Source organism: Solidesulfovibrio magneticus RS-1 (assembly GCF_000010665.1).
Lineage (GTDB): Bacteria > Desulfobacterota > Desulfovibrionia > Desulfovibrionales > Desulfovibrionaceae > Solidesulfovibrio > Solidesulfovibrio magneticus.
Window position 1 is genome coordinate 2,107,455 of sequence record NC_012796.1, and the last position, 18,956, is coordinate 2,126,410.

At 64.7% G+C, this 18,956-nt stretch carries 20 protein-coding genes; 5 read left to right on the forward strand and 15 right to left on the reverse strand.

The window, feature by feature from the left end; genetic code table 11:
- The first annotated feature begins 46 nt into the window (after nt 1-46).
- A complete protein-coding gene (locus DMR_RS08815; RefSeq protein ID WP_015860570.1) occupies nt 47-2,164 on the forward strand; it encodes an ATP-grasp domain-containing protein in 2,118 nt (705 codons plus the stop codon).
- A gap of 90 nt (nt 2,165-2,254) precedes the next feature.
- On the opposite strand, the gene DMR_RS08820 is transcribed toward DMR_RS08815, so the two are convergent.
- Nucleotides 2,255-2,584: a hypothetical protein gene (locus DMR_RS08820; RefSeq protein ID WP_043600360.1), complete on the reverse strand. Its 330-nt coding sequence runs from the start codon at nt 2,582-2,584 to the stop codon at nt 2,255-2,257.
- A 162-nt stretch (nt 2,585-2,746) separates the two neighbouring features.
- Here DMR_RS08820 and DMR_RS08825 point away from each other — a divergent pair, with 162 nt between their 5' ends.
- The gene (locus DMR_RS08825) at nt 2,747-4,375 is read left to right on the forward strand and encodes a PAS domain-containing sensor histidine kinase (protein ID WP_015860571.1); all 1,629 of its coding nucleotides are present in this window, start codon (nt 2,747-2,749) and stop codon (nt 4,373-4,375) included.
- A gap of 71 nt (nt 4,376-4,446) precedes the next feature.
- Here DMR_RS08825 and DMR_RS08830 read toward each other — a convergent pair whose 3' ends face one another.
- Nucleotides 4,447-5,091, reverse strand: a complete 645-nt coding sequence (locus DMR_RS08830; protein ID WP_015860572.1) for an SOS response-associated peptidase — start codon at nt 5,089-5,091, stop codon at nt 4,447-4,449.
- Nucleotides 5,092-5,273: 182 nt separating this feature from the next.
- Between DMR_RS08830 and DMR_RS08835 the strand changes: the two genes are divergently transcribed.
- Together DMR_RS08835 and DMR_RS08840 are read left to right on the forward strand one after the other, a co-directional pair.
- Entirely contained in the window at nt 5,274-6,269 is a 996-nt protein-coding gene (locus DMR_RS08835) for an HD-GYP domain-containing protein (RefSeq protein WP_015860573.1), read from the forward strand.
- 145 nt (nt 6,270-6,414) lie between these two features.
- Nucleotides 6,415-7,131 (forward strand): potassium channel family protein, encoded by a 717-nt coding sequence (locus tag DMR_RS08840; protein WP_015860574.1) that lies wholly within the window; start codon nt 6,415-6,417, stop codon nt 7,129-7,131.
- A gap of 50 nt (nt 7,132-7,181) precedes the next feature.
- Here DMR_RS08840 and DMR_RS08845 read toward each other — a convergent pair whose 3' ends face one another.
- From DMR_RS08845 to DMR_RS08885, 9 genes are all read right to left on the reverse strand, one after another.
- Nucleotides 7,182-8,426 (reverse strand): NupC/NupG family nucleoside CNT transporter, encoded by a 1,245-nt coding sequence (locus DMR_RS08845; protein WP_015860575.1) that lies wholly within the window; start codon nt 8,424-8,426, stop codon nt 7,182-7,184.
- Between the two features lie 24 nt (nt 8,427-8,450).
- A complete protein-coding gene (locus DMR_RS08850) occupies nt 8,451-9,254 on the reverse strand; it encodes a sulfite exporter TauE/SafE family protein (RefSeq protein WP_015860576.1) in 804 nt (267 codons plus the stop codon).
- 134 nt (nt 9,255-9,388) lie between these two features.
- Nucleotides 9,389-9,649 carry a hypothetical protein gene (locus DMR_RS08855; protein ID WP_015860577.1) on the reverse strand — a complete coding sequence of 87 codons (261 nt, stop codon included), beginning with the start codon at nt 9,647-9,649 and terminating at the stop codon, nt 9,389-9,391.
- A 116-nt stretch (nt 9,650-9,765) separates the two neighbouring features.
- Nucleotides 9,766-10,173, reverse strand: a complete 408-nt coding sequence (tsaA, locus tag DMR_RS08860; protein WP_015860578.1) for a tRNA (N6-threonylcarbamoyladenosine(37)-N6)-methyltransferase TrmO — start codon at nt 10,171-10,173, stop codon at nt 9,766-9,768.
- A 25-nt stretch (nt 10,174-10,198) separates the two neighbouring features.
- Entirely contained in the window at nt 10,199-11,050 is an 852-nt protein-coding gene (locus tag DMR_RS08865) for a DMT family transporter (RefSeq protein ID WP_015860579.1), read from the reverse strand.
- A 6-nt stretch (nt 11,051-11,056) separates the two neighbouring features.
- Complete coding sequence (gene thiL / locus DMR_RS08870; protein WP_015860580.1) at nt 11,057-12,019, reverse strand: thiamine-phosphate kinase; 963 nt, start codon at nt 12,017-12,019, stop codon at nt 11,057-11,059.
- Nucleotides 12,020-12,087: 68 nt separating this feature from the next.
- Complete coding sequence (locus tag DMR_RS08875) at nt 12,088-13,023, reverse strand: carbohydrate kinase family protein (RefSeq protein WP_015860581.1); 936 nt, start codon at nt 13,021-13,023, stop codon at nt 12,088-12,090.
- Nucleotides 13,024-13,037: 14 nt separating this feature from the next.
- Nucleotides 13,038-13,373 (reverse strand): divalent-cation tolerance protein CutA, encoded by a 336-nt coding sequence (gene cutA, locus DMR_RS08880; RefSeq protein WP_015860582.1) that lies wholly within the window; start codon nt 13,371-13,373, stop codon nt 13,038-13,040.
- Nucleotides 13,374-13,528: 155 nt separating this feature from the next.
- Complete coding sequence (locus DMR_RS08885) at nt 13,529-14,950, reverse strand: sigma-54-dependent transcriptional regulator (protein ID WP_015860583.1); 1,422 nt, start codon at nt 14,948-14,950, stop codon at nt 13,529-13,531.
- A gap of 133 nt (nt 14,951-15,083) precedes the next feature.
- Here DMR_RS08885 and DMR_RS08890 point away from each other — a divergent pair, with 133 nt between their 5' ends.
- Nucleotides 15,084-15,533: a hypothetical protein gene (locus tag DMR_RS08890; RefSeq protein ID WP_173362477.1), complete on the forward strand. Its 450-nt coding sequence runs from the start codon at nt 15,084-15,086 to the stop codon at nt 15,531-15,533.
- 171 nt (nt 15,534-15,704) lie between these two features.
- Here the strand turns inward: DMR_RS08890 and DMR_RS08895 are convergent, their stop codons facing one another.
- The 4 genes from DMR_RS08895 to bioF are packed head-to-tail and all read right to left on the reverse strand — an operon-like array spanning nt 15,705 to nt 18,941.
- Entirely contained in the window at nt 15,705-16,400 is a 696-nt protein-coding gene (locus DMR_RS08895; RefSeq protein ID WP_043600361.1) for a hypothetical protein, read from the reverse strand.
- Nucleotides 16,397-17,170: a methyltransferase domain-containing protein gene (locus tag DMR_RS08900; protein ID WP_043600364.1), complete on the reverse strand. Its 774-nt coding sequence runs from the start codon at nt 17,168-17,170 to the stop codon at nt 16,397-16,399. Before DMR_RS08900 ends, DMR_RS08895 begins: the two co-directional genes overlap by 4 nt.
- A complete protein-coding gene (locus DMR_RS08905) occupies nt 17,167-17,766 on the reverse strand; it encodes an alpha/beta fold hydrolase (RefSeq protein WP_015860586.1) in 600 nt (199 codons plus the stop codon). The genes DMR_RS08900 and DMR_RS08905 overlap by 4 nt, the downstream gene beginning before the upstream one ends.
- A complete protein-coding gene (gene bioF, locus DMR_RS08910; protein WP_015860587.1) occupies nt 17,763-18,941 on the reverse strand; it encodes an 8-amino-7-oxononanoate synthase in 1,179 nt (392 codons plus the stop codon). Before bioF ends, DMR_RS08905 begins: the two co-directional genes overlap by 4 nt.
- Nucleotides 18,942-18,956 lie beyond the last annotated feature (15 nt).

Consider the following 18,956-nt stretch of genomic DNA (forward strand, 5'->3'; position numbering starts at 1 on the left):
GAACATCGCCAAACCCCGTCGCGCCAACCCGCAAGGAGCCTGGGCCATGCTGTTGACCGAACACGCCGGCAAGGAACTGCTGGCCGAAGCCGCCATTGCCGTGCCCCCCGGCGTCGCCCTGGAACCGGACGACGCCGGGGCGGCCATGCCGCCTTTTCCCGGACCGTATTTCCTCAAAGCCCAAGTGCTCGGCGGCGGCCGGGGCAAGGCCGGCGGCGTTTTGCCCGTGGCCGAGGCCTCGGGGCTAGCCGAAGCGGCCAGGACCCTTTTTTCCAGCACCTTCGGCGGCGTCAGGCCGCCTTTTTTGCGCCTGGAGGCGGCCGTGCCCCATGAGCGCGCTTTCTACCTGTCCCTGGGCGTCTCCCGGCAGCGTAAGGGCTTTTGTCTCACCATCGGCCGGCAGGGCGGGGTGGACGTGGAAGCCCTGGCCGGCACGGACGCGCTGCTCGTCATCGACGTGCCGCCAAGCCTCGTCTGTCCGCCCTATGCGGCCCGGGCGGCGTTTTTTCATTTGGGGCTGCCCGCCGAGGCCTATGCGCCTTTCGAGACCTTGCTGTCCCGGCTTTTCGGGGTCGTGGCCGACAACGGACTGCTCCTGGCCGAGATCAATCCCCTGGCCTACTGCGCCGGGGAGCGTTTCGTGGCCCTGGACGCCAAGGTGACCATCGACGACAACGTGGCCACCTTGCGCCCGGCCCTGGCCCGCTACCGCGACGACCGCTTCGCCACCCCGGCCGAGGGCCGCGCCGCCGAACAGCGCCTGTCCTTCGTCAGCCTGCCCGGCCGGGTGGGGCTGGTGGCCAATGGCGCGGGCCTGGCCATGGCCACCATGGACGCCCTGGAGGCGGCTGGACTGCCGGCGGCCAATTTTCTCGATTTCGGAGGCACAGCCGACGCCGCGCGCCTGCGCGTCGCCTTTGATCTCCTTTTCGCCGATCCGGCCGTGGAGGCCTGCTGCGTCAACATGTACGGCGGCATCCTGTCCTGCGCCGACGTGGCCGAGGCCATGGCCTGCGCCCTGGACGGGGATGACGGGCGGCCGGTGGTGGTGCGGTTCGCCGGCAACGCGGCCAAGGCTGGCATGGAGCGACTGCGGGCCATGCCCGGAAACCGGGTGCGGGTGGCCGAGGACATGGACCAGGCCGTGGTCATGCTGGCTGAGGCCGTGGACCCGGGTAAACTGCGTCCGGTGGACGCCTTGGCCGGCGTCTGCCCGACGCCGAGGGCAGGGTGCGAAACGGCGCGGCATCGTGGCCAAGCCTGTCCCCAGCGACTCCCGTTGCCGAGCCTGCTGGACCTTGGCCCGGACAGCGGCGTGCTGGTGCAAGGGCTGACCGGCCGGGCCGGACGGGCCCATGCCCGCCGGATGCGGGCCTACGGCACTCCGGTGGTGGCCGGGGTGACGCCGTTTCGGGGCGGCAGCGAAGTGGACGGCCTGCCGGTCTACGACACCGTGGCCGAGGCCATGGGCCGACACGACATCGCGCTGTCCGTCATCTTCGTGCCGGCCGCCGGCGCGGCCGACGCCATCGAGGAAGCGGCCGCCGCCGGCGTGGCGCGCATCGTGTGCATCACCGACGGCATCCCCCAGCGCGACATGCTGTCCGTGCGCGCTGCCCTGGCCGGACGGCAAACGACGCTGGTCGGCCCCAACACGCCAGGGCTCATCCTGCCGGGCCAGTGGTTCTCGGCCGGCATCATGCCCACCGAACCCTTCACGCCCGGTCCGGTGGCGATTTTTTCTCGAAGCGGCACGCTGACCTACGAGGTGGCCTCGCGGCTCACGGCGGCGGGCATCGGCCAGGCTCTGGCCGCCGGCATGGGCGGCGATCCGTTCGGCGGGGCGGGATTTGTGGAGCTGTGCGAGATGGTGCGCGACGACGCCCGGGTACGGGCGGTGATGGTCATCGGCGAAGTGGGGGGGACGGCCGAGGAGGAACTGGCCGAATACGTGGCAAGCACGAAATATCCCAAGCCGGTGGCGGCCTTTGTGGCCGGCGTAAGCGCGCCGCCGGGCCGCACCTTGGGCCATGCCGGGGCGCTGTTGGAGCGTCCTGGCGGCGTGGCGGCCAAACTGGCCTGCCTGGCCCGGGCCGGCATACCGGTGTGCGAGGAATTGGGCGAAGTGGCCGGGGTCATGGCCGAGGCGCTATGTCGGGGGTGAGCGGGGCCTGAACCTGGCGAATCAGCCCAAAAAAGAACGCGCCCCTAAAGGCGCGTTCCCAAGAAATTTGGCGTTCGCCAGGGCGCGAGGTCAGGGCTTGACCGGCGGCGCGGCCTGCTCACCCTTGGCGTCCTTTTTCTCGCGCTTGGGGCGCACATATCCTTTGTACTTGTCCTCGATCTTGGTCTTTTCCTTGGCGAACACGGCTGCGTCTTTTGCATGTTCCTTTTCCACCCAGCTCCGGTAGCGGGCTTCGGCCGCGTCGGAACGAGCCGACGAGGCTGGAGCCGGCGCAGGCTTGGCCGGAGCGGAGGCCGGCTTGTCCCCGGCGGGGGCGGCGGGCGGTTGCTGCCCAAAGGCGGCCGGAGCGCATAAACAAAGCGACAGAACCAGAAACGCCGATGCGGCGGATATACGCATGTCTTCTCCCGGGCGGTCATAACGGGGCCGCGAATTGTGAGCCGGACATAATCATATTTTCCCTGGTCCGGCAATGGTCGCCAGTAACGCAGCCCCGGAAAAGCGTTGGGGAAATGAAGCTTTACCCTAGTCTTTTGAACCAGAATGGTCTAGAATGAAGCAATGTGGGATTCTGTTGCCGCCCGCGCTGATCCGGCGCTTTTCGGGGCCATGGCCGATGCTTCCCCGGACCTTTTTTTCTACAAAGATTCCGGGCTGGTCTATCGCTACGTCAACCGTTCGTTTTGTGCGCTTTTCGACATCGATTCCTCGGAAATTCTGGGTCGCGTCGACGATGACGCCTTTCCCCAGCCCAGCGCCCGACGGCATCGCCAGGCCGATCTGGCCGTGCTTGCTTCCCGCCGCTCCCAGACGTTTGAATATGTTGTCGAACGCGGCGACCGTTCGGTCTGGCTCCAAGTGCTCAAAACACCGGTACTGGGAACCGACGGCGCGGTGGAAGGCATTTTCTGCGTCGCCCGCAACATCACCGCCATCAAGGCCGCCGAAGATCAAAACCGTCGCACCGTGGCCGTACTGGAGCGCGACGCCGTTGACCGAGAAGAGGAGTTGCGGCGCACCAACGAGGAACTGCGCCGTCTGGCCGCTGAACGGCTCAAGGCGGAAAAAGCCCTGGAAGAGTCGCACCGAAGCCTCAATTGCATCTTCGAAAACAGCCCCATTGGCATTGCCTTTGTCACGGACCGTATCGTACGCCGGGCCAACCCCCGCTTCCATCAGCTCTATGCCCTGGAGCCAGGCCAGGCGGTTGGCTTGCCGACGGCGGATTTTTATCCCGATGCCGAAGCCTACGAGGCCTTTGGCCGGGAATACTATCCGGCGCTGGGGGCTGGCGAGCGGGTGGATGTGGTTCGCGTCATGCGACGCCATGACGGCACGGAGTTCTGGTGCCGCATCATCGGCCAGGTGCTGGATGCCGCCCGGCCCCAGGACGGTTCCATCTGGCTTATGGAAGACGTCACCGAGCGCCGGCTGGCCGAGGAGGCGACCCTGGCCGCCGAGCGCCTCAAGCGCGAATTCATGGACAACATGTCCCACGAAATACGCACGCCCCTAAACGGCATCCTGGGCATGGCCGAGGTGCTGTCGGCCGGGCTTACCGACCCGCAGCAGCGCGAGATGCTTGAGACTCTCAAAGACTCCGGGCGCTCCCTGGCGGCCTTGCTGGAAAACGTCCTGGATTTCGCCCGGCTCGACGCCGGGGACGTGGTCAGCCGGCGCGCGGCGTTTTCCCTGGTCAATCTGATCGAGGGCGTGGCCGCTTCCTTTGCCGGCGCGGCCATGCAAAAAGGCCTGCATCTGTCCTGGCGCGCCCAGCCGTCAACGCCGGAACTCGTGGTCGGCGACGGCGGCGGCTTGCGTCAGATTCTGGCCGCCCTGGTCAGCAACGCCGTCAAGTTCACCGACGCCGGCGCCATCGAAATCGTGGCCGAGGCCCGGCTTCCCCAGGCCGCGTCCCGTGACGGCCAGGCAACGGTTTTGGTGAGTCTGGCCGTGCACGACACCGGCATCGGCCTGGCTCCCGAGCAGATAAGCGCCATTTTCGCGCCGTTTCGCCAGGTGGACGGCAGCAAGACCAGACGCCATGGCGGCGCGGGCCTGGGCTTGGCCATTGCCGGCAAGCTGGCCGCCGCCATGGGCGGCGAACTTGCAGTGGACAGCGAACCGGGCCGGGGCAGCGTGTTTCGTTTTACCGCGCCTTTCGAAGTCCAGACGACTACCGACTCCTAACCACCACTGCTTATCGCTAACGCGCCGGTTGGTTTCCCCTGGTCCCGGGGGAGCGACGGGCCACGTCCTTTTTACAAGACGAGCTGGGTGGGCTGACCCGGGCCGGCGCTGGCGACCAGCCCCGGCGGCGGTTCCAGGGCGAGCAGGGGGGCGACGTCGGCCGGGGCCGAGCGGAGCGGGTCGAGCCAGTCGGCCATGGCTGCCGACGGGACAATGAGCGGCATGCGGTCGTGGACCGAAGCCGCCGCCCCAACCGCCGGCCGGGTGAGGATGGCGACGGTGTCCTTGACCTCGCCGGCGGCGGTGACGGCCCGCTCGTAGAGCGCGCCCAGGGCCAGCACCGGCCGGCCCGGGATGCTCAGGAAAAATCTGGTCTTGCGTCCACCGGCGTCGCCGCGCCATTCGAAATAGCCGCTGGCCGGGACCAGACAGCGGCGGTAGCGGACGGCGGCGCGAAAGGACGGCAAGGTCAGGGCCGTCTCGCCGCGGGCGTTGATCATGGGCCGGGATTTGGCCGAATCAGCCAAGAAAACCGGCACAAATCCCCATCGAAACAGTCCGGCCATGCGCCGGCCCGATTCCCGGGCCGTGAACACGGCTTCGATGAGCTGGGAAGGATAGATTTCCGGCCGGGGCGGGACATCAGGCAAGTCCGGCACGCCCAGGGCTTCGGCCACGAGCCGTCGCGGCACGGCCAGGGCGAATCGTCCGCACATGGGATTTCCTCCGTTTTGGGTCCGGGTTTTGCTAGGCCTGGGGAGTAAAGTGGACCCCAACGCCAGGAAATACGGCTGATGTTTCAAATCGCATGTTATTTCAATGGAATGCATGTCTCGGCCTGGGCCAGGCCTGATCAGGGCGCGGTGTTTGATGCTGCATTTGTAACAAAGTCAAACCCATGATATCGCCACCCCCGCCGCTCCCGTCTCCCGGTGATCCGGACTGCGAGTACCAGCCCATTCCCGTGGGCCACCTTTTCCCCCATGCGCCGGGGGATTTCCAGGTCTTTTTGCGCCATGGCGACAATCATACCCTGTTTGCCAGGGTCGGCGAGACGGTCACCGGGCTGCGTCGTGAAATGCTTGCCGATTACGGCGTGCGCACGGTCTACATCCACCGCGACGAGCGGGACCGCTACCGGGACTACATGCGCCGCCATCTGCCCGGGGCGCTTTTGGGGCCGCATCTGCCCATCGCCGAAAAGGCCGCCATTTTCTACCACAATTGCTGCGACATCGTGCGCGACCTCATCCGCGAGCGTCTTCCCCAGGCCGTTTCCGACGTCCATGGCCGGCTGTTTGTCGGCTATGCCCGGGACAGCGTGGCCTTTTTGTGCTCCGAGGCCGGCTTGGCCCGCATGGGGGCGCTGATGGCCCATGATTACGATGTCTACAGCCACGGCGTGCATGTCTTTGTGTACACGGTCTATCTGCTGCGCGCCCTGGGCTTGCCCCAGGGGGCCATTGTCCAGGCCGGAGTGGGGGCGCTGCTCCATGACGCCGGCAAGGAAGGCGTGGACCCGGCCATTTTGACCAAGCCCGGCCGGCTTTCCCGGGAGGAGTTCGACGCCGTGCGCGAGCATCCGGTCCTTGGGGCGCGGCTTTGCCGCAGCCTTGGGCTGTCGCGTCTGGCCCAGGAGTGCATTCTCATGCATCACGAAAAACTCGACGGCCGAGGCTATCCGGCTGGGCTTTCCGGCGAGGCCATCCCGGTGCACGCCCGGGCCGTGTCCCTGGCCGATGTCTACGACGCCCTGACCTCCCGGCGCTGCTACGCCGACGCGGTCACGCCCTTCGAGGCCCTGCGCATCATGCGTCATGAGATGGCCGGCTCTTTCGATCTCGACCTCTACAAGCGGTTTGTCATGTTGCTCAGCGGCGCGGCCCTGGTCTGAGTCTTGCTTCCGGCAGGAGACCTCGGTACCGTCGTGGGATACTCGCCGAGATTCTTGCCGCCTGCGGCCCCAACCTTGTTGGGACACGGGACGCCATCGGGCGAGGCTGTCCGGGGAAACCCGGCCGCCGCAAAAGGAGCGTTCCATGCCCACCATCACGCCCCGTATCGCCACGGTGCTGCCGCAGTCCGGCAAACGCTTTCATTGGCTGTTGGCCGCGTTGCTGTTCCAGATTGTGGCCTCGCCTTTTGTCGTCGGCGCGGCTTCGCTGATCCTGCAGGATTTCCTGTTTCTGGCCATCCTGCTGGCGGCGCTTGGAGCCGTCAACCATACGCCGTTGCGCCGGTTCAACAGCCTGTTGGCGTTGATTTGCTCCGCTGCGGTCGTCTTGAAATACAGTTTCCCGGATTGGTATCTGGATGTGGCGGTCAGCCTGCTTGGGGCCATGGTCATCCTGTCCACGGCCGTGGAGATGGTCAACTACCTGTCGCGGCAGCGCCGGGTGGATCTGGATACGGTGCTTGGCGGACTGTGCGTCTACCTTTTCATGGGCGCGCTCTGGCTCATCCTCTATACGTTGGCTGTGCAGTTCGATCCCCTGGCCTTCGACTTCACGGTTCACGGCCGGAATTTGTCGCTTCGCCATCGCGACAGCCTGCTGCTGTTTTTCAGCTACGTGACGCTTTTGACCACCGGATACGGCGACGTGGTGCCGATTTCCCCCATGGCCCGCACCTTGGCCATCCTGGAAGGCATTTGCGGCCAGTTTTACCTGGTCTTTTTCATGGCCCGGCTGGTGGGGCTGCATGTGGCCGAAAAGGGCGGGGCGGCCCCTTCCTCGTCCCATTCCGAGGAAGGCTAATGCCGTTGACGCCCGCTCCCTGGCCTCTCTCCGGCAAGGATTGACTAGGCCTAAAACGCCGCCAATATCCCCACCACAGCACCCGTGGACAGCGAGGCCAGCACGCCGCCAATAAGCGCCCGGCCGCCCAGGGCCGTGATCTCGGCCTTGCGCGACGGGCAGATGGCCGTCATGCCGGCGAGCAAAATCCCCACCGACCCGCAATTGGCGAAGCTGCACATGGCGTAGGTCAGGATCAGCCGGGCGTGTTCGGAAAGGGCTTCCGGCGGCAGCTTGGCCATGTCGATAAAGGCGATGAATTCGTTGAGTACGATTTTGGTGCCCAAAAGCGAGCCGGCCGTGGCCGCCTCGGCCCAAGGCACGCCGATGAGCCAGGCGGCCGGGGCCATGGCCACGCCGAGCATCCGCTCCAGGGTCAGCGGCGTGCCGGCGACGCCTGGCAGCGCGCCGAGCAGGATGTTGGCCAGTTTCACCAGGGCCACGAAAACCAGCAGCGTGGCGATGATGCTCCAAAAGAGCTTGAGCCCGTCGGCCGTGCCCGAAACCACGGCGTCCATGCTGCCCGAGGCCGGGGACTTGGGTATCTTGCGGCCAAGGGTCGGTTCCTTGGTTTCCGGCAGCATGAGGCCGGCGATTAACAGCGCCGCCGGGGCATGGATGACCGAGGCGGTGAGGATATGACCCAGGGCGTCGGGGATGATGCCTTTTAACACTGTTGCGTAGAGCATGAGCATGGTGCCGGCGATGCAGGACATGCCCGTGGCCATCATGGCGAAGAGTTCGCTGCGGGTGATGCGCTCCATGTAGGGGCGGATGAGAAGCGGCGCTTCGATCATGCCGAGGAAGATGCAGCCCCCGGCCCCAACGCCCAGCACGCCGCCGATGCCCATGGCCCGTTCGAGAATCAACGAAAAGCCCCGCACCACATGGGGCAGGACACGCCAATAGTAGAGCAGCGAGGCCAGGGCGGCGATGACGATGACCAGCGGCAGGGCCTGGAACCCCAGGATGAAGGCCGAGCCCGGGTCGGTGACGGCATAGGGGGCCGGGCCGCCGCCCACAAAGCCAAAGACGAAGGCCGTGCCGGCCCGTGTGGCTTCGTCCATGGCCGCCACCACGGCGTTGAGCGCCATGAACACGCCACGCAAGAACGGGGCCTTGAGCATGAGGGCGGCCAGCACGAACTGCAAGGCCAGCCCACCGACACACATGCGCCAGGGAATCACGCCCCGGCGTTCGCTTATAAGGCCGGCGACAAGCAAGATGACGCAAAGGCCGAGCAAAGGCTGCAACATGGCGGTTTCCTGGGAGGCGGCGGTTTAGAACATGCTCCAGAGCATCCGGGTGGCCATGGCCAGCAGGAACACGGCAAAAAAGCGCTTAAGCGTCGATACCGGCAGCTTGTGGGCCAGTTTCGCGCCGTAAGGGGCGGTCAGCACGCTCACCGCGGCCACGCCGACAAGGGCCGGCAGATAGATGTAGCCAAAGGACAGGGACGGCAGATTCGGCGCGCCAAAGCCGTTGATGATGTAGCCGATGGTTCCGGCCAGGGCGATGGGGAAGCCGATGGCCGCCGAGGTGCCCACGGCCGTGTGCATGGCCACGTTGCACCAGACCATAAACGGCACCGACATGGTGCCGCCGCCGATGCCGACCAGGCTTGACACCGCGCCGATGGCCAGCCCGGCCCCGAACATGCCGAGCTTGCCCGGAATCTGGCGGTGGGCCTTGGGCTTGATGTTGAGCAGCATCTGGATGGAGACGTAGTAGAGGAAGGCCACGAAAAAGCCCTTGAGAAAGCCCGTGGACAGCTTGGCCGCCACGCAGGAGCCCAAAAAGGTGCCGACCAGGATGCCCGGGGTGATGGCCTTGACGATGGGCCACACCACCGCGCCCCGGCGATGGTGGGCGCGAAGGCTCGATACCGAGGTGAACATGATGGCGGCCAGGGACGTGCCCAGAGCCATCTGCATGATGAGTTCCTGGGAGAACCCCTGGGCGGTAAAAAACCAGAACAGGGCCGGGACCACGACAATGCCGCCGCCCACCCCGAGCAGACCGGCGATGATGCCGGCGAAAGCGCCGAAGACAAGATAGGCCAGCAGAAACGACAGTGACGGCATGGCAGGCTCCTTAAGGGAAGGAATAAGGGCTGCCTGTAACGGAATATGCCGTCATTGAAAAGGGTTGTGAAAGCTCAGGGCAAGGAAAAACCCCGGCCGCCACGGGAAAGCGGCCGGGGAAAAGCAAAAGCGGTCTAGGCGATGCCGTAGCCGCTGATGTGCTTCATGTATTCGTCGACCTCGTGGGCCAGGTGATTGAACAGCTTGTTGACGCCGTTGTCCGGCTCCGAGCCGATCTTGGCGAAGACGTTGCCGGCCTTGGCGTAGGCCTCTTCGAAAGCGTCGTCCCCGAGTCCGGACATTTCCTTGGCCTCTTCCTTGGTCAGATGACCGGTATGGACGAAATAGGCGCAAACAACGGCGTTGACTTTCCGGATGGGTTCTTTTTTGGGCATGAGCGGACTCCTTGTGAAAGCGGGCGTAAAGTTATGCCTGTGAAACTACGGCATTTGCGCCCGGAAATGCAAGGCCCTGGCGCAAAAAAAGCCAGCGGTCGCCGCAGGGTCGCGGTCTAACCCGCCGGACACCGGTCGGCCAGGGGCTTGATGTCGATCACGGGCGTGCCGTCCAGGGCCTCCAGGGCGTCGATGGTCAGCACGTTGCCCGCAACGGCGGTCAGGCGCACCTGGTGCAGGCCGATGGGGTTGGGCCGGTCCGGAGAGCGGGTGGAAAACACGCCGGTCAGGGGCCGGGAGCGGTCGCGGCGGGGATGCACGGCCTGGCAGGAGCGGTCGGCCTGGTGGAACCAGGTGAAAAGCAGGATTTCCTGGCCCGGGGTCAGATCCTTGGCCGCCTTGGCGTAGGCCGGGTCCAGGACGACCGTGGCCGGCGGGGCGTTTTCCGTCTCGAACTTGGGAGCGGTGGCCTTGTCGGTCAGTACGGAACGCACCACGCCGACGGCGTAAAGGGTCATATCCATTGGAAGCCTCCTTTATCCTGCGGCCTCAGCTCCTTTGGGTGGAGCCGACATAGATGCCGGCTAGGGCCAGGGCCACGCCGGCCAGTTCGACCGGGCCGGTGGGTTTGGCGAAAAAGAGCACGTCCCAGACATAGGACAGGGTGGGCTGGAGCAGGAGCACCAGCCCGGCCAGGGCCGGCCGGGCCCCGGCCAGACCGTGGGAAATGGACAGCCAGCCGATGCCCTGGCCGATGACGCCAAGGCCCACAAGCGCCCAGACGCTAACGGTCGTGGGCAGGGCCAGGGAGTCGCCGCCAAGGACGGCCACCGGGCCGAGCAGGGCGGCTCCGGCCAGGGACAGCACGGCCATGGCCGCCATGGGGCCGGCCCGGCCCTGGTCGGTGACGGCCTTTTTGAGCGTCAGGATGAAAAGCCCGTAGAACACGGCCGTGGCCAGGCCGTAGCCCACGCCCAGGCGAAATTCCGGGGTCTGGCCGGCAAAGCCCCGGCCGACCACGAGGTACAGCCCGGCCACGGCCACGGCCATGCCGGCCAGGAAGCCCGGCTTTGGGACGCGTCGGGCCGTGACGGCGGCCACGATGGTGACGAGAAACACCTGGAAATTGCCGACCAGGGTGGCCAGCCCCGGGCCGATGTAATTGATGCTGGCGTGCCAGCACAGCAGATCGGCGCTGAAAAACACGGCGCAGGCCAAGGCCGGCCAAGCCAGGGCGCGGCGGGCGGCGGCCAGGTTGCCGGTGGCGGCGAGCAGCCCAAGCAGGGTCAGGCCGCCAAAGCACATGCGGTAAAAGGCCGATACGGCCGGCGGCACGCCGGCCAGCTTCACGAATACGGCCGAGAAGCTGATGATGACCGCGCCGAAAAGGAGTTGTCCCATGGCGCGCTAGCCGAAATGGTCGAAGCCGCGCTCGTTTATGGGGGCGCCGTTGAGCGTGTAGCCGGGCTTGGCCGCGATAGCCCCGATGGGCTTGGCGGCAGGCACGGCGGCGCGCAGGGCGGCCAGGGCGGACGGCGCGACCGTGGCCAGCAGGGCGTAGTCCTCGCCGCCGAAAAAGGCGACCTTTTCGGGTGGCCGGCCATGGCCGGCGGCGTGGGCCGTGACTTCCGGGTGCAGGCCCCCCGGCGGGAAAAAGAGGTCGGCCCCGTGGCCGTCCGGCAACAGGCGCGGCAGATCCCGGGCCAGGCCGTCGGAGACGTCCATGCAGGAGGTGACGCCGGGCAGCGCGGCCAGGGCCAGCCCTTCGGCCAGGCGCGGCACGGGGGCCAGGTGGGCGGCGGTGGCCGCCGGCCAGTCGGCCAGAGCGGCGCGGCCGTGCTTTTCCAGCACCGCCAGCCCCACCCGGGCCAGCCCCAGATCGCCCACGGCCACGAGGATGTCGCCTGGATGGCCGGCTCCCCGGGTGAGAAAGCGCCCGGACGGCCCGGGTGCGCCCCAGACCGTGACGGACACGGCGATTTTGTCGCCGCGCGACAGATCGCCCCCGACCAGGGGCACGTCGTGGCTGGCGGCCAGGGCGGCCATGCCGGCCAAAAAAGCGTCCCAGTAGTCGCGGTCGGCGTCGTCGGGACACACGATCCCCAGGACAAAGCCCGTGGGTGTGCCGCCCATGGCGGCCACGTCGCTCAAGTTGACGGCCAGGGACTTGGCCCCGACCTCAGCCGGGGTGAAGTACGAGCGCCGAAAATGCACGTCCTCGACAAAGAGGTCGGAGGTGACGCACAGGCGCGCCGGCACGGCGACCACGGCGGCGTCATCGCCGCGCGGCAGCTCCACGCCAGCGGCCTGGCGAGGGAAGTGGGCATCCATGAGGGACAGAAAGTCGTCTTCGGAAGCGATGCGGGGCATGGGCGGAAATTCCTTGCAGCCGGGGACGGGCGGCCGCCCCCGGTGGAACGGCGAAGGTGGGAGGGCGGCTACTTCAGGGGGCCGAAAGCGGCGGCGTAGCGGTCGGCAAACTCCTGCCAGGTGAAGGCGTGTTCCTGGGTGCCGTGCTTTTCCACGGCATAGGCGGCCGATACCGAGCCGAGACGGGCGGCGACATCCAGGGGCTTGTCCAGGGCCAGGCCCTTGACGAAGCCGGCGCGGAAGGCGTCGCCCGCGCCGGTGGGGTCCTTGACCTCGGCCACGGGGCAGGGCGGGATGGCGATTTCGGAACCCTTCTGGCGGATGACCGAGCCTTTCTCGCCCAGGGTGGTGATGACGGTCCCGGCGCGCTCCACGATCTCGGCCTGGGTGAGCTTGGTGGAATTCTGGATGAGTTCCAGCTCGTAGTCGTTGGAAATGAGGTAGGTCGCGCCGGTGAGCATCTCGGCGAGCTGATCGCCGCTAAAGGCGGTGATGTTCTGGCCGGGATCGACCATGCAGGGGATGCCCTTGGCCTTGTAGCGGCGGGGGAAGTCCTGCATGTCCTCAAGATTGCCCGGGGCGACGATGGCGATGGTCTGGGCCGGGTCGGCTTCGTCCACGGTATAGTCGGCCCGGTGCTTCATGGCCCCGGGATTAAACCCGGTGATCTGGTTGTCGGCCTTGTCGGTGGTGATGTAGGCCCCGGCCGTGAATTCGCCGTTGACCCGGCGGATGCCGTCGATGGCGATGCCGCAATGGCGCAGCCAGGCCTCGTAGGCGGCGAAGTCCTTGCCGGCGGTGGCCACGATGGTCGGGTCTTCACCCAAAAGGCGCAGGCAATAGGCGATGTTGCCGGCCGTGCCGCCGAATTTTTCCTCCAGGCCTTCGACCAGGAAGCAGACGTTTAGGATATGGATCTTGTCGGGCAGGATGTGGTCGGCGAAGCTGCCCGGAAAGCTCATGATGCGGTCATAGGCCAGGGAGCCCGAGACGAGGATGCGCATGGGGCGTGTCTCCTTCATGCGGGGTTGTCGGTTTGGGGCGTGGTTTCGTCTTCGATCCAGCGCAGGAAATCGGGCAGCCCGTCGGTGATGGGCAGGGTGACCACGCAGGGCACCTCGTAGGGATGCAGTTCCTTGACCCGGGCGATGAGCGCCGGGGCCAGGGACTGCCGGGTCTTGGCCACGAGCACGGCCTCGTCGGCTTTTTCGATGGCCCCTTTCCAGCGGTAGACGGAACGCATCGCCGGGAAAATATTGGCGCAGGCGGCCAGGCGTTCCTCGACCAGGGCGGCCCCGATGCGGTCGGCTTCCTCGACGCTCGGGGCGGTGACGTAGGCGAAGACGGCGGTCATGGCGGCTCCTGTGGCGTGATCGCGGCGGGGTGGCCGACAAGGGGCGCGACCCTTGTTCGCGTCAACGAAAAGCGCAGAGGACGTTTCGTAAATAACAGCCTAAAACCATTTGTTATTCTTGAAAAACACCTTCGTGTTTTTTAAGGGGCGCGACGCTAAGTCCGGGTCGGAATGCCGTGGATGCGCAGGTAGCGGTACAGGCTCTGCTTGCCAAGCTCGGACAGTTCGCAGGCCCGGTGGATGTCGCCGCCGGCGGTCTGCATGAGGAGCTTGAAATAACGGTGCTCCACATCCTTTTTGTATTCGTCGAAGGGGGTGAGCACCAGTTCCTGGGCGGCTCCGCCGGCTTCGGCAACGGGAAGCATCTCGACGTCCTGGACCGTGGCCGGGGTGTCCTTGACCCGCCCGCTCATGATGCGGATGCGGATTTCCGGCGGCAGATGCTTGGGATACAGTGTGGGCTCGTACTGGGCGCGCACGATGATGTTTTCCATGAGGTTGACCAGCTCGCGCACGTTGCCCGGCCAGTCGTATTCTTCGAGGCTGTCCAGGAATTCCGGGGAAAAACCCTTGAGCGGCACTTTGTACTTCGTGCAAAAGGCGTTCATGTAATGGATGGCCAGGCCCCGGATGTCCTCGCCGCGAAGCCGCAGGGCCGGAATGTTGATGTGCATGGTGCGCAGGCGAAAGAGCAGATCGTTGCGGAATTCGCCGGCCGCGACCAGGGCTTCGAGGTCCTTGTTGGTGGCGGCGACCAGGCGGAAATCGCTGGTTTCCTCTTCCTTGGCCCCCACCGGCCGGAAGCGGTGCTCCTGGAGCACGCGCAAAAAGGCCTTTTGCTGGGAAAAGGGCAGCTCACCCACTTCATCAAGGAAAAGCGTCCCTTTGTCGGCCTGCTTGATGAGGCCTTCCTGTTTTTTTTCCGCTCCGGTAAAGGCCCCCTTGGCATGGCCAAAGAGCACCGATTCAATGAGCGTTTCGGTGAGGCTGGAGCAATCGACCACCACGAAGGGCCCGTCGGCCCGTTCGCTGTTGTCGTGGATGGCCCGGGCAAACAGTTCCTTGCCGGTGCCGGTCTCGCCGGTAATGAGCGTGTTGGCGTCGGAGTTGGCGGCCTGGGCCACCAGATCGAGGCAACTGGCCACGCGCGGGCTGCCGCCGATGATGCCCTCGCGCTTGAGGGCCACGGTGGGCGGGCGATGGGCGAATTTTTCCTTGCGGTACTGCAGGGCGCGAATGAGCGGCAGGGTCATGGACTCGGCCGTGGCCGGCTTTTCGATGTAGTCCCAAGCCCCGTTTTTGATGGCCAGTTCCGCGCCGTTGGGGTAGCTCGCGCCGGTGAAAATGATGACTTCCGGGGCGCGTTCGCGCTCGGTGATCTTGGGGATGGCGATAAGCCCGTTGCCGTCGGGCAGATCGACGTCGAGATAGAGGACGTCGTAAAATTCGCGGTCCAGGGCGTCGAGGCCCTTGGCCAGGTTGGGCATGGCGGTCACCTCATGGCCCATGCCTTCGATGACCAGCTTGCAGACTTCGCGAATGTGCGTGTCGTCGTCGATGACGAGAATCTTGGCCATGCCTCCTCCCTGTGTCGGCAAACGATAAAGCTGTAAAGCCAAGCGGCGGTTTTGTCGAGACGGGCGCGCGTCCGGGAGGATTTGACGGCTGGTTAAGAGGTTGCGTACATTGCCGCCAAGCAAGGAGGCGGACATGGCCGAGACGGAAAACACGGTCGAGGAGACGATGCCGGGGCGCAAGCGTCCGGTGCTCGTCTGGATCATCTTTCTCTTTTATCTCATCAGCAGCGTCCAGGTCATCGTGGCCATGTTTTTCGTGGCCGCCGGCGGCGTGGACATGGCCCCGGAGCAGCAGGCCTATCTGGCCAAGTTCTCGGTCCTGGACCGGGTCATCGGCTACGTCAACGCCGGGTTGACGCTGGTTGGCGTGTCCATGCTCTTGTCGCTCAAAAAGCAGGCCGTCAACGTGCTGGCCCTGGCTTTTGCCCTCAATCTCTTTTCCACGGCCGTGGTCTGGATACGCACCGATCCGGCGGCGGTGACGAGCGTGAAAGGGCTTCTCGCCCAGGGGTTGGGCATCGGCATGTTCGGGCTGGTGGTGCTGTATGCCTGGCGGTTATTGAAGCGGGGGACGCTGGCGTAATAAGTTGAGGTGCAATAGGAGTATTGTTCTTGTCTTAATTAGTGTTTATTCCGTTTGTCTTTTTTGGAGAGCTGGGGTTGCAAGTTTTTTTTGTAAATTAATTTCAATAAAATAGCAGCGTACTGAATTATAGTCGCTATTCAGTGCGCTGCTAAGCTGATACTTGTTGTTTTAGTTTGTTAGTAGGGGATATTTTTCTTTAAAGAGCAATAAGAAGCCGATCCATATTTCGTTGAATCGCTCTGTGTATATTTTTATGGTTTTTGAGAAGTCGTTTTTTCTAGCGTAATAAGCGTTTATAGTTGGTTCATATATTCCGATTTGGGATGTTGATTCGGGGGTTAATAGGCAATGTTTGTAGCTATTGTGTAGGTCGTTTATTGTCTTGAGGAGATTTCTTTCGTTCTCAGTGAGCTTGAGAGTGTCGTTTGCAAAAGGGTGTTCCTCGTCATGTATAAAATCTCCGAGTTCACTAACGTCTAGTTGTAGTGTTTGGCTGAATTTTTGAAAATTATTCTTGATATAAAGTAATTGAATCAGTGCATTCATGAGCTGCTTCATGAGGAAAATTGTTATTTCTATGGTTATTATATGTTTTGTGACAAGGTCTTTGTAGGCAATTGGATTAGTTGGTGTGTTCAGCATTTGTTGCATTTCAGAAAAAGTGCGTTGTACCTCATCTGCCTGATGGTTTAACTCCTTGGCAATAGATGCAATTCTGGGCTGAATTAAAAGTGGATTAAAGAAGCCATCAATAGCAGGAATAGCAGGTATAAACTGAGTATGAAATAAGTCAGGGAGTCTTTCTTCGACTGAAATGCGCTCAGGAGCTTTGTAAGGCGGGATTTCTTTGGTCTTTAGATTCATAATTTCCCCTTTTTTCCAAGAATATACATAACTATATACGTGCTGTCAATTTTCCCATGTGTAAATTTATTCTCATAATATCGGATAAATTCTCGATACTTCCCGGGGCTGCCCACGCGTTTTGACGGCGTGTGGGTGACCCCGGCCCCTTGCAGGCTCCGTAGCATCTCCCGGACATCGGCGTGGACCACGGTGTGGCGCGCCGTTGTCATCTCCCAGACGATCCCCGGCATGGCGGCCAGCGTCTCGCGCCACCAGTGCTCCGGCCGCATGGGGTAGACCGAGCCGAAGCCCGTGGCCCGGGAGGCCTCGTCCAGCTCCGACAGCGTCCCCTCCAGGTAAAAGGCCAGGGCGAAGCGGCCGCCCGGCCGCAGCAGCCGCAGATTGGCGGCCAGCGACCGGGCCGGATCGGCGTACCAGTGCATGGCCGAGGCCGAGGCCAGGAAATCGAAGCTGCCGGGCCTAAGCGGAGCCGCTTCGCCATTGGCCGCCAGCCGGACCACCCCGGGCGGCATGGTGGCATGGGCCAGCATCCCGGGCGAGAGGTCCAGGGCCACATAGAGGCTGTCCGACTGGCCGGCGGCCAAAAGGCGCGGGGCGAGCCGGCGGGTAAGCAGGCCGCTGCCGGCCCCGATCTCCAGCACCCGGCCGGTGAGATGCTCGGGGCAGCGGCCGGCCAGTTCCTCGGCCACCCGGGCCTGGACCACGGCCACGCTCTCGTAGCCGGCCCCGGCCCGGTCGAAACGGCGGCGGATGTCGCGGCTGCTCATGACCACAGAAGCCCTTGCAAGAGTTCCGGGCGCGGCCAGTGGCCGCCGGGGTGGACGCTGTGGGCCGCTCCGGGCAGGGCGGCCAGGACTTTCTCCACGGCCGAGGCCCGCACGATGCGGTCGGCCGCGCCGGAAACGACCGTCACATGGCCGGCGGCGACGTCGGGCGCGGCCGCTTCGGAGGCCAGCAGATAGTCCAGGCCTGCCGTGAGCGCCCCGGTCCAGGCCGGATCGTAGGCCGGCGGCGCGTCCACGGCGCAGTTTTGCCAGAAGGCGGCGATGGCTGCCGCCGGATCGGCCTTCATGCCGGCGGCCATGGCCCGCACGGCGCGGGCCGGATAGCAATCAGCGAAGCGCAAAAATGGCGCGAGAAGCACAACCCGTCCATAGCGCGGGAAAAGGGCCGCGGCGTGCTTGAGGATGATGTGCGCGCCCGTGGACCAGCCGGCCAGGACGTCGCCGCCGTCCATGAGCCGCCCGACCACAAAGGCCTCGTCGCCGTCCAGAAACGGCGCGACAAAACGCGTGCGGCCCGAAAGGCCCGGAAACAGCGCCTCGGGACCGGCAAAGCCGGAGCAGAAAACCGTTTGCGTCATGGGAAAAAGGAAACCCGAAGCCTGGAAAACCCGAGGCGGATGTGTTTGAGGTCGTCGTCGGTGAGGTCGGCTCGCAGCGACAATCGCAGCCGGGCTGTGCCCTGGGGCACGGTGGGCGGCCGTACGGCGGCCACGAGCAGGCCCTCGGCCCGAAGCAGGGCCTGGGCATGGAGCGCGACACGGTTTCTGCCGCAAAAAACCGGGATGATCTGGGTAGTCGAACCCATGGTGTCAAACCCAAGGCTGTCCAGATGGTCGCGAATCTGCCGGGAGATGCGCATGAGCCGCGCCCCAAGCCCGGGATTGGCCTTGACGTGGCGCAGGGCGGCCAGCCCTGCCGCCAGCACGGCCGGGGGCAGGGCCGTGGAAAAGATAAACGAGCGGCCCTTGTTGCGCAAAAGCTCAATGGTCTCCACCCGGGCGGCCACGTAGCCACCAAGGGACCCCAACGCCTTGCTCATGGTGCCTACCTGGACGTCCACGTCGTTGGACAGCCCAAGCGCCGCCACCAGCCCGCGCCCCCGGCCGAGCACGCCCATGGCGTGGGCTTCGTCCACCACGACAAGCGCCCCGTGGGCTTTGCCAAGCTCGACCAATCGCGCTAAGGGGGCCACGTCGCCGTCCATGCTGAAAACCGTGTCCGTGACGATGATCTTTTTTTCGGCCAAAGCTTCGCGGTCAAGCAGCCGGGAGAGATGCTCCATGTCGAGGTGCTTGTAGCGCACGAGCCGCGCCCCGGAGAGCAGGATGCCGTCGATGATGCTGGCGTGGTTTAAGCGATCGGAGAAAACGACCGTATGGCGGTCGGCCAGGGACGTGAACACGGCCAAGTTGGCGGCGTAGCCGCTGCCGGTCACCAGGGCCGCTTCCTGGTATTTGAAGGTGGCCAATTCCGCTTCCAGGGTTTCGGCCAGGGCGAAGTTGCCGGTAATGAGCCGCGAGGCTCCGGACGAACAGCCGTGGCGCGTGGCGGCCTTGTTGGACGCTTCGATGAGGTCCGGGTGGTGGGACAGGCCTAGGTAGTTATTGGAGGCGAGGTTAAGTAGCTTCGCGCCGGAGTAGACAACCTCCCGGGCCGCGCCGTCGTCCACGGGCGGAATGGTCCGGTAGCTGTCCGAATTGCGGAGTTTCGCCGCTTCGGGCACAATGTATTTGCCGAAAAAGGATGTGCTCATGTCTCACGTTTCCGG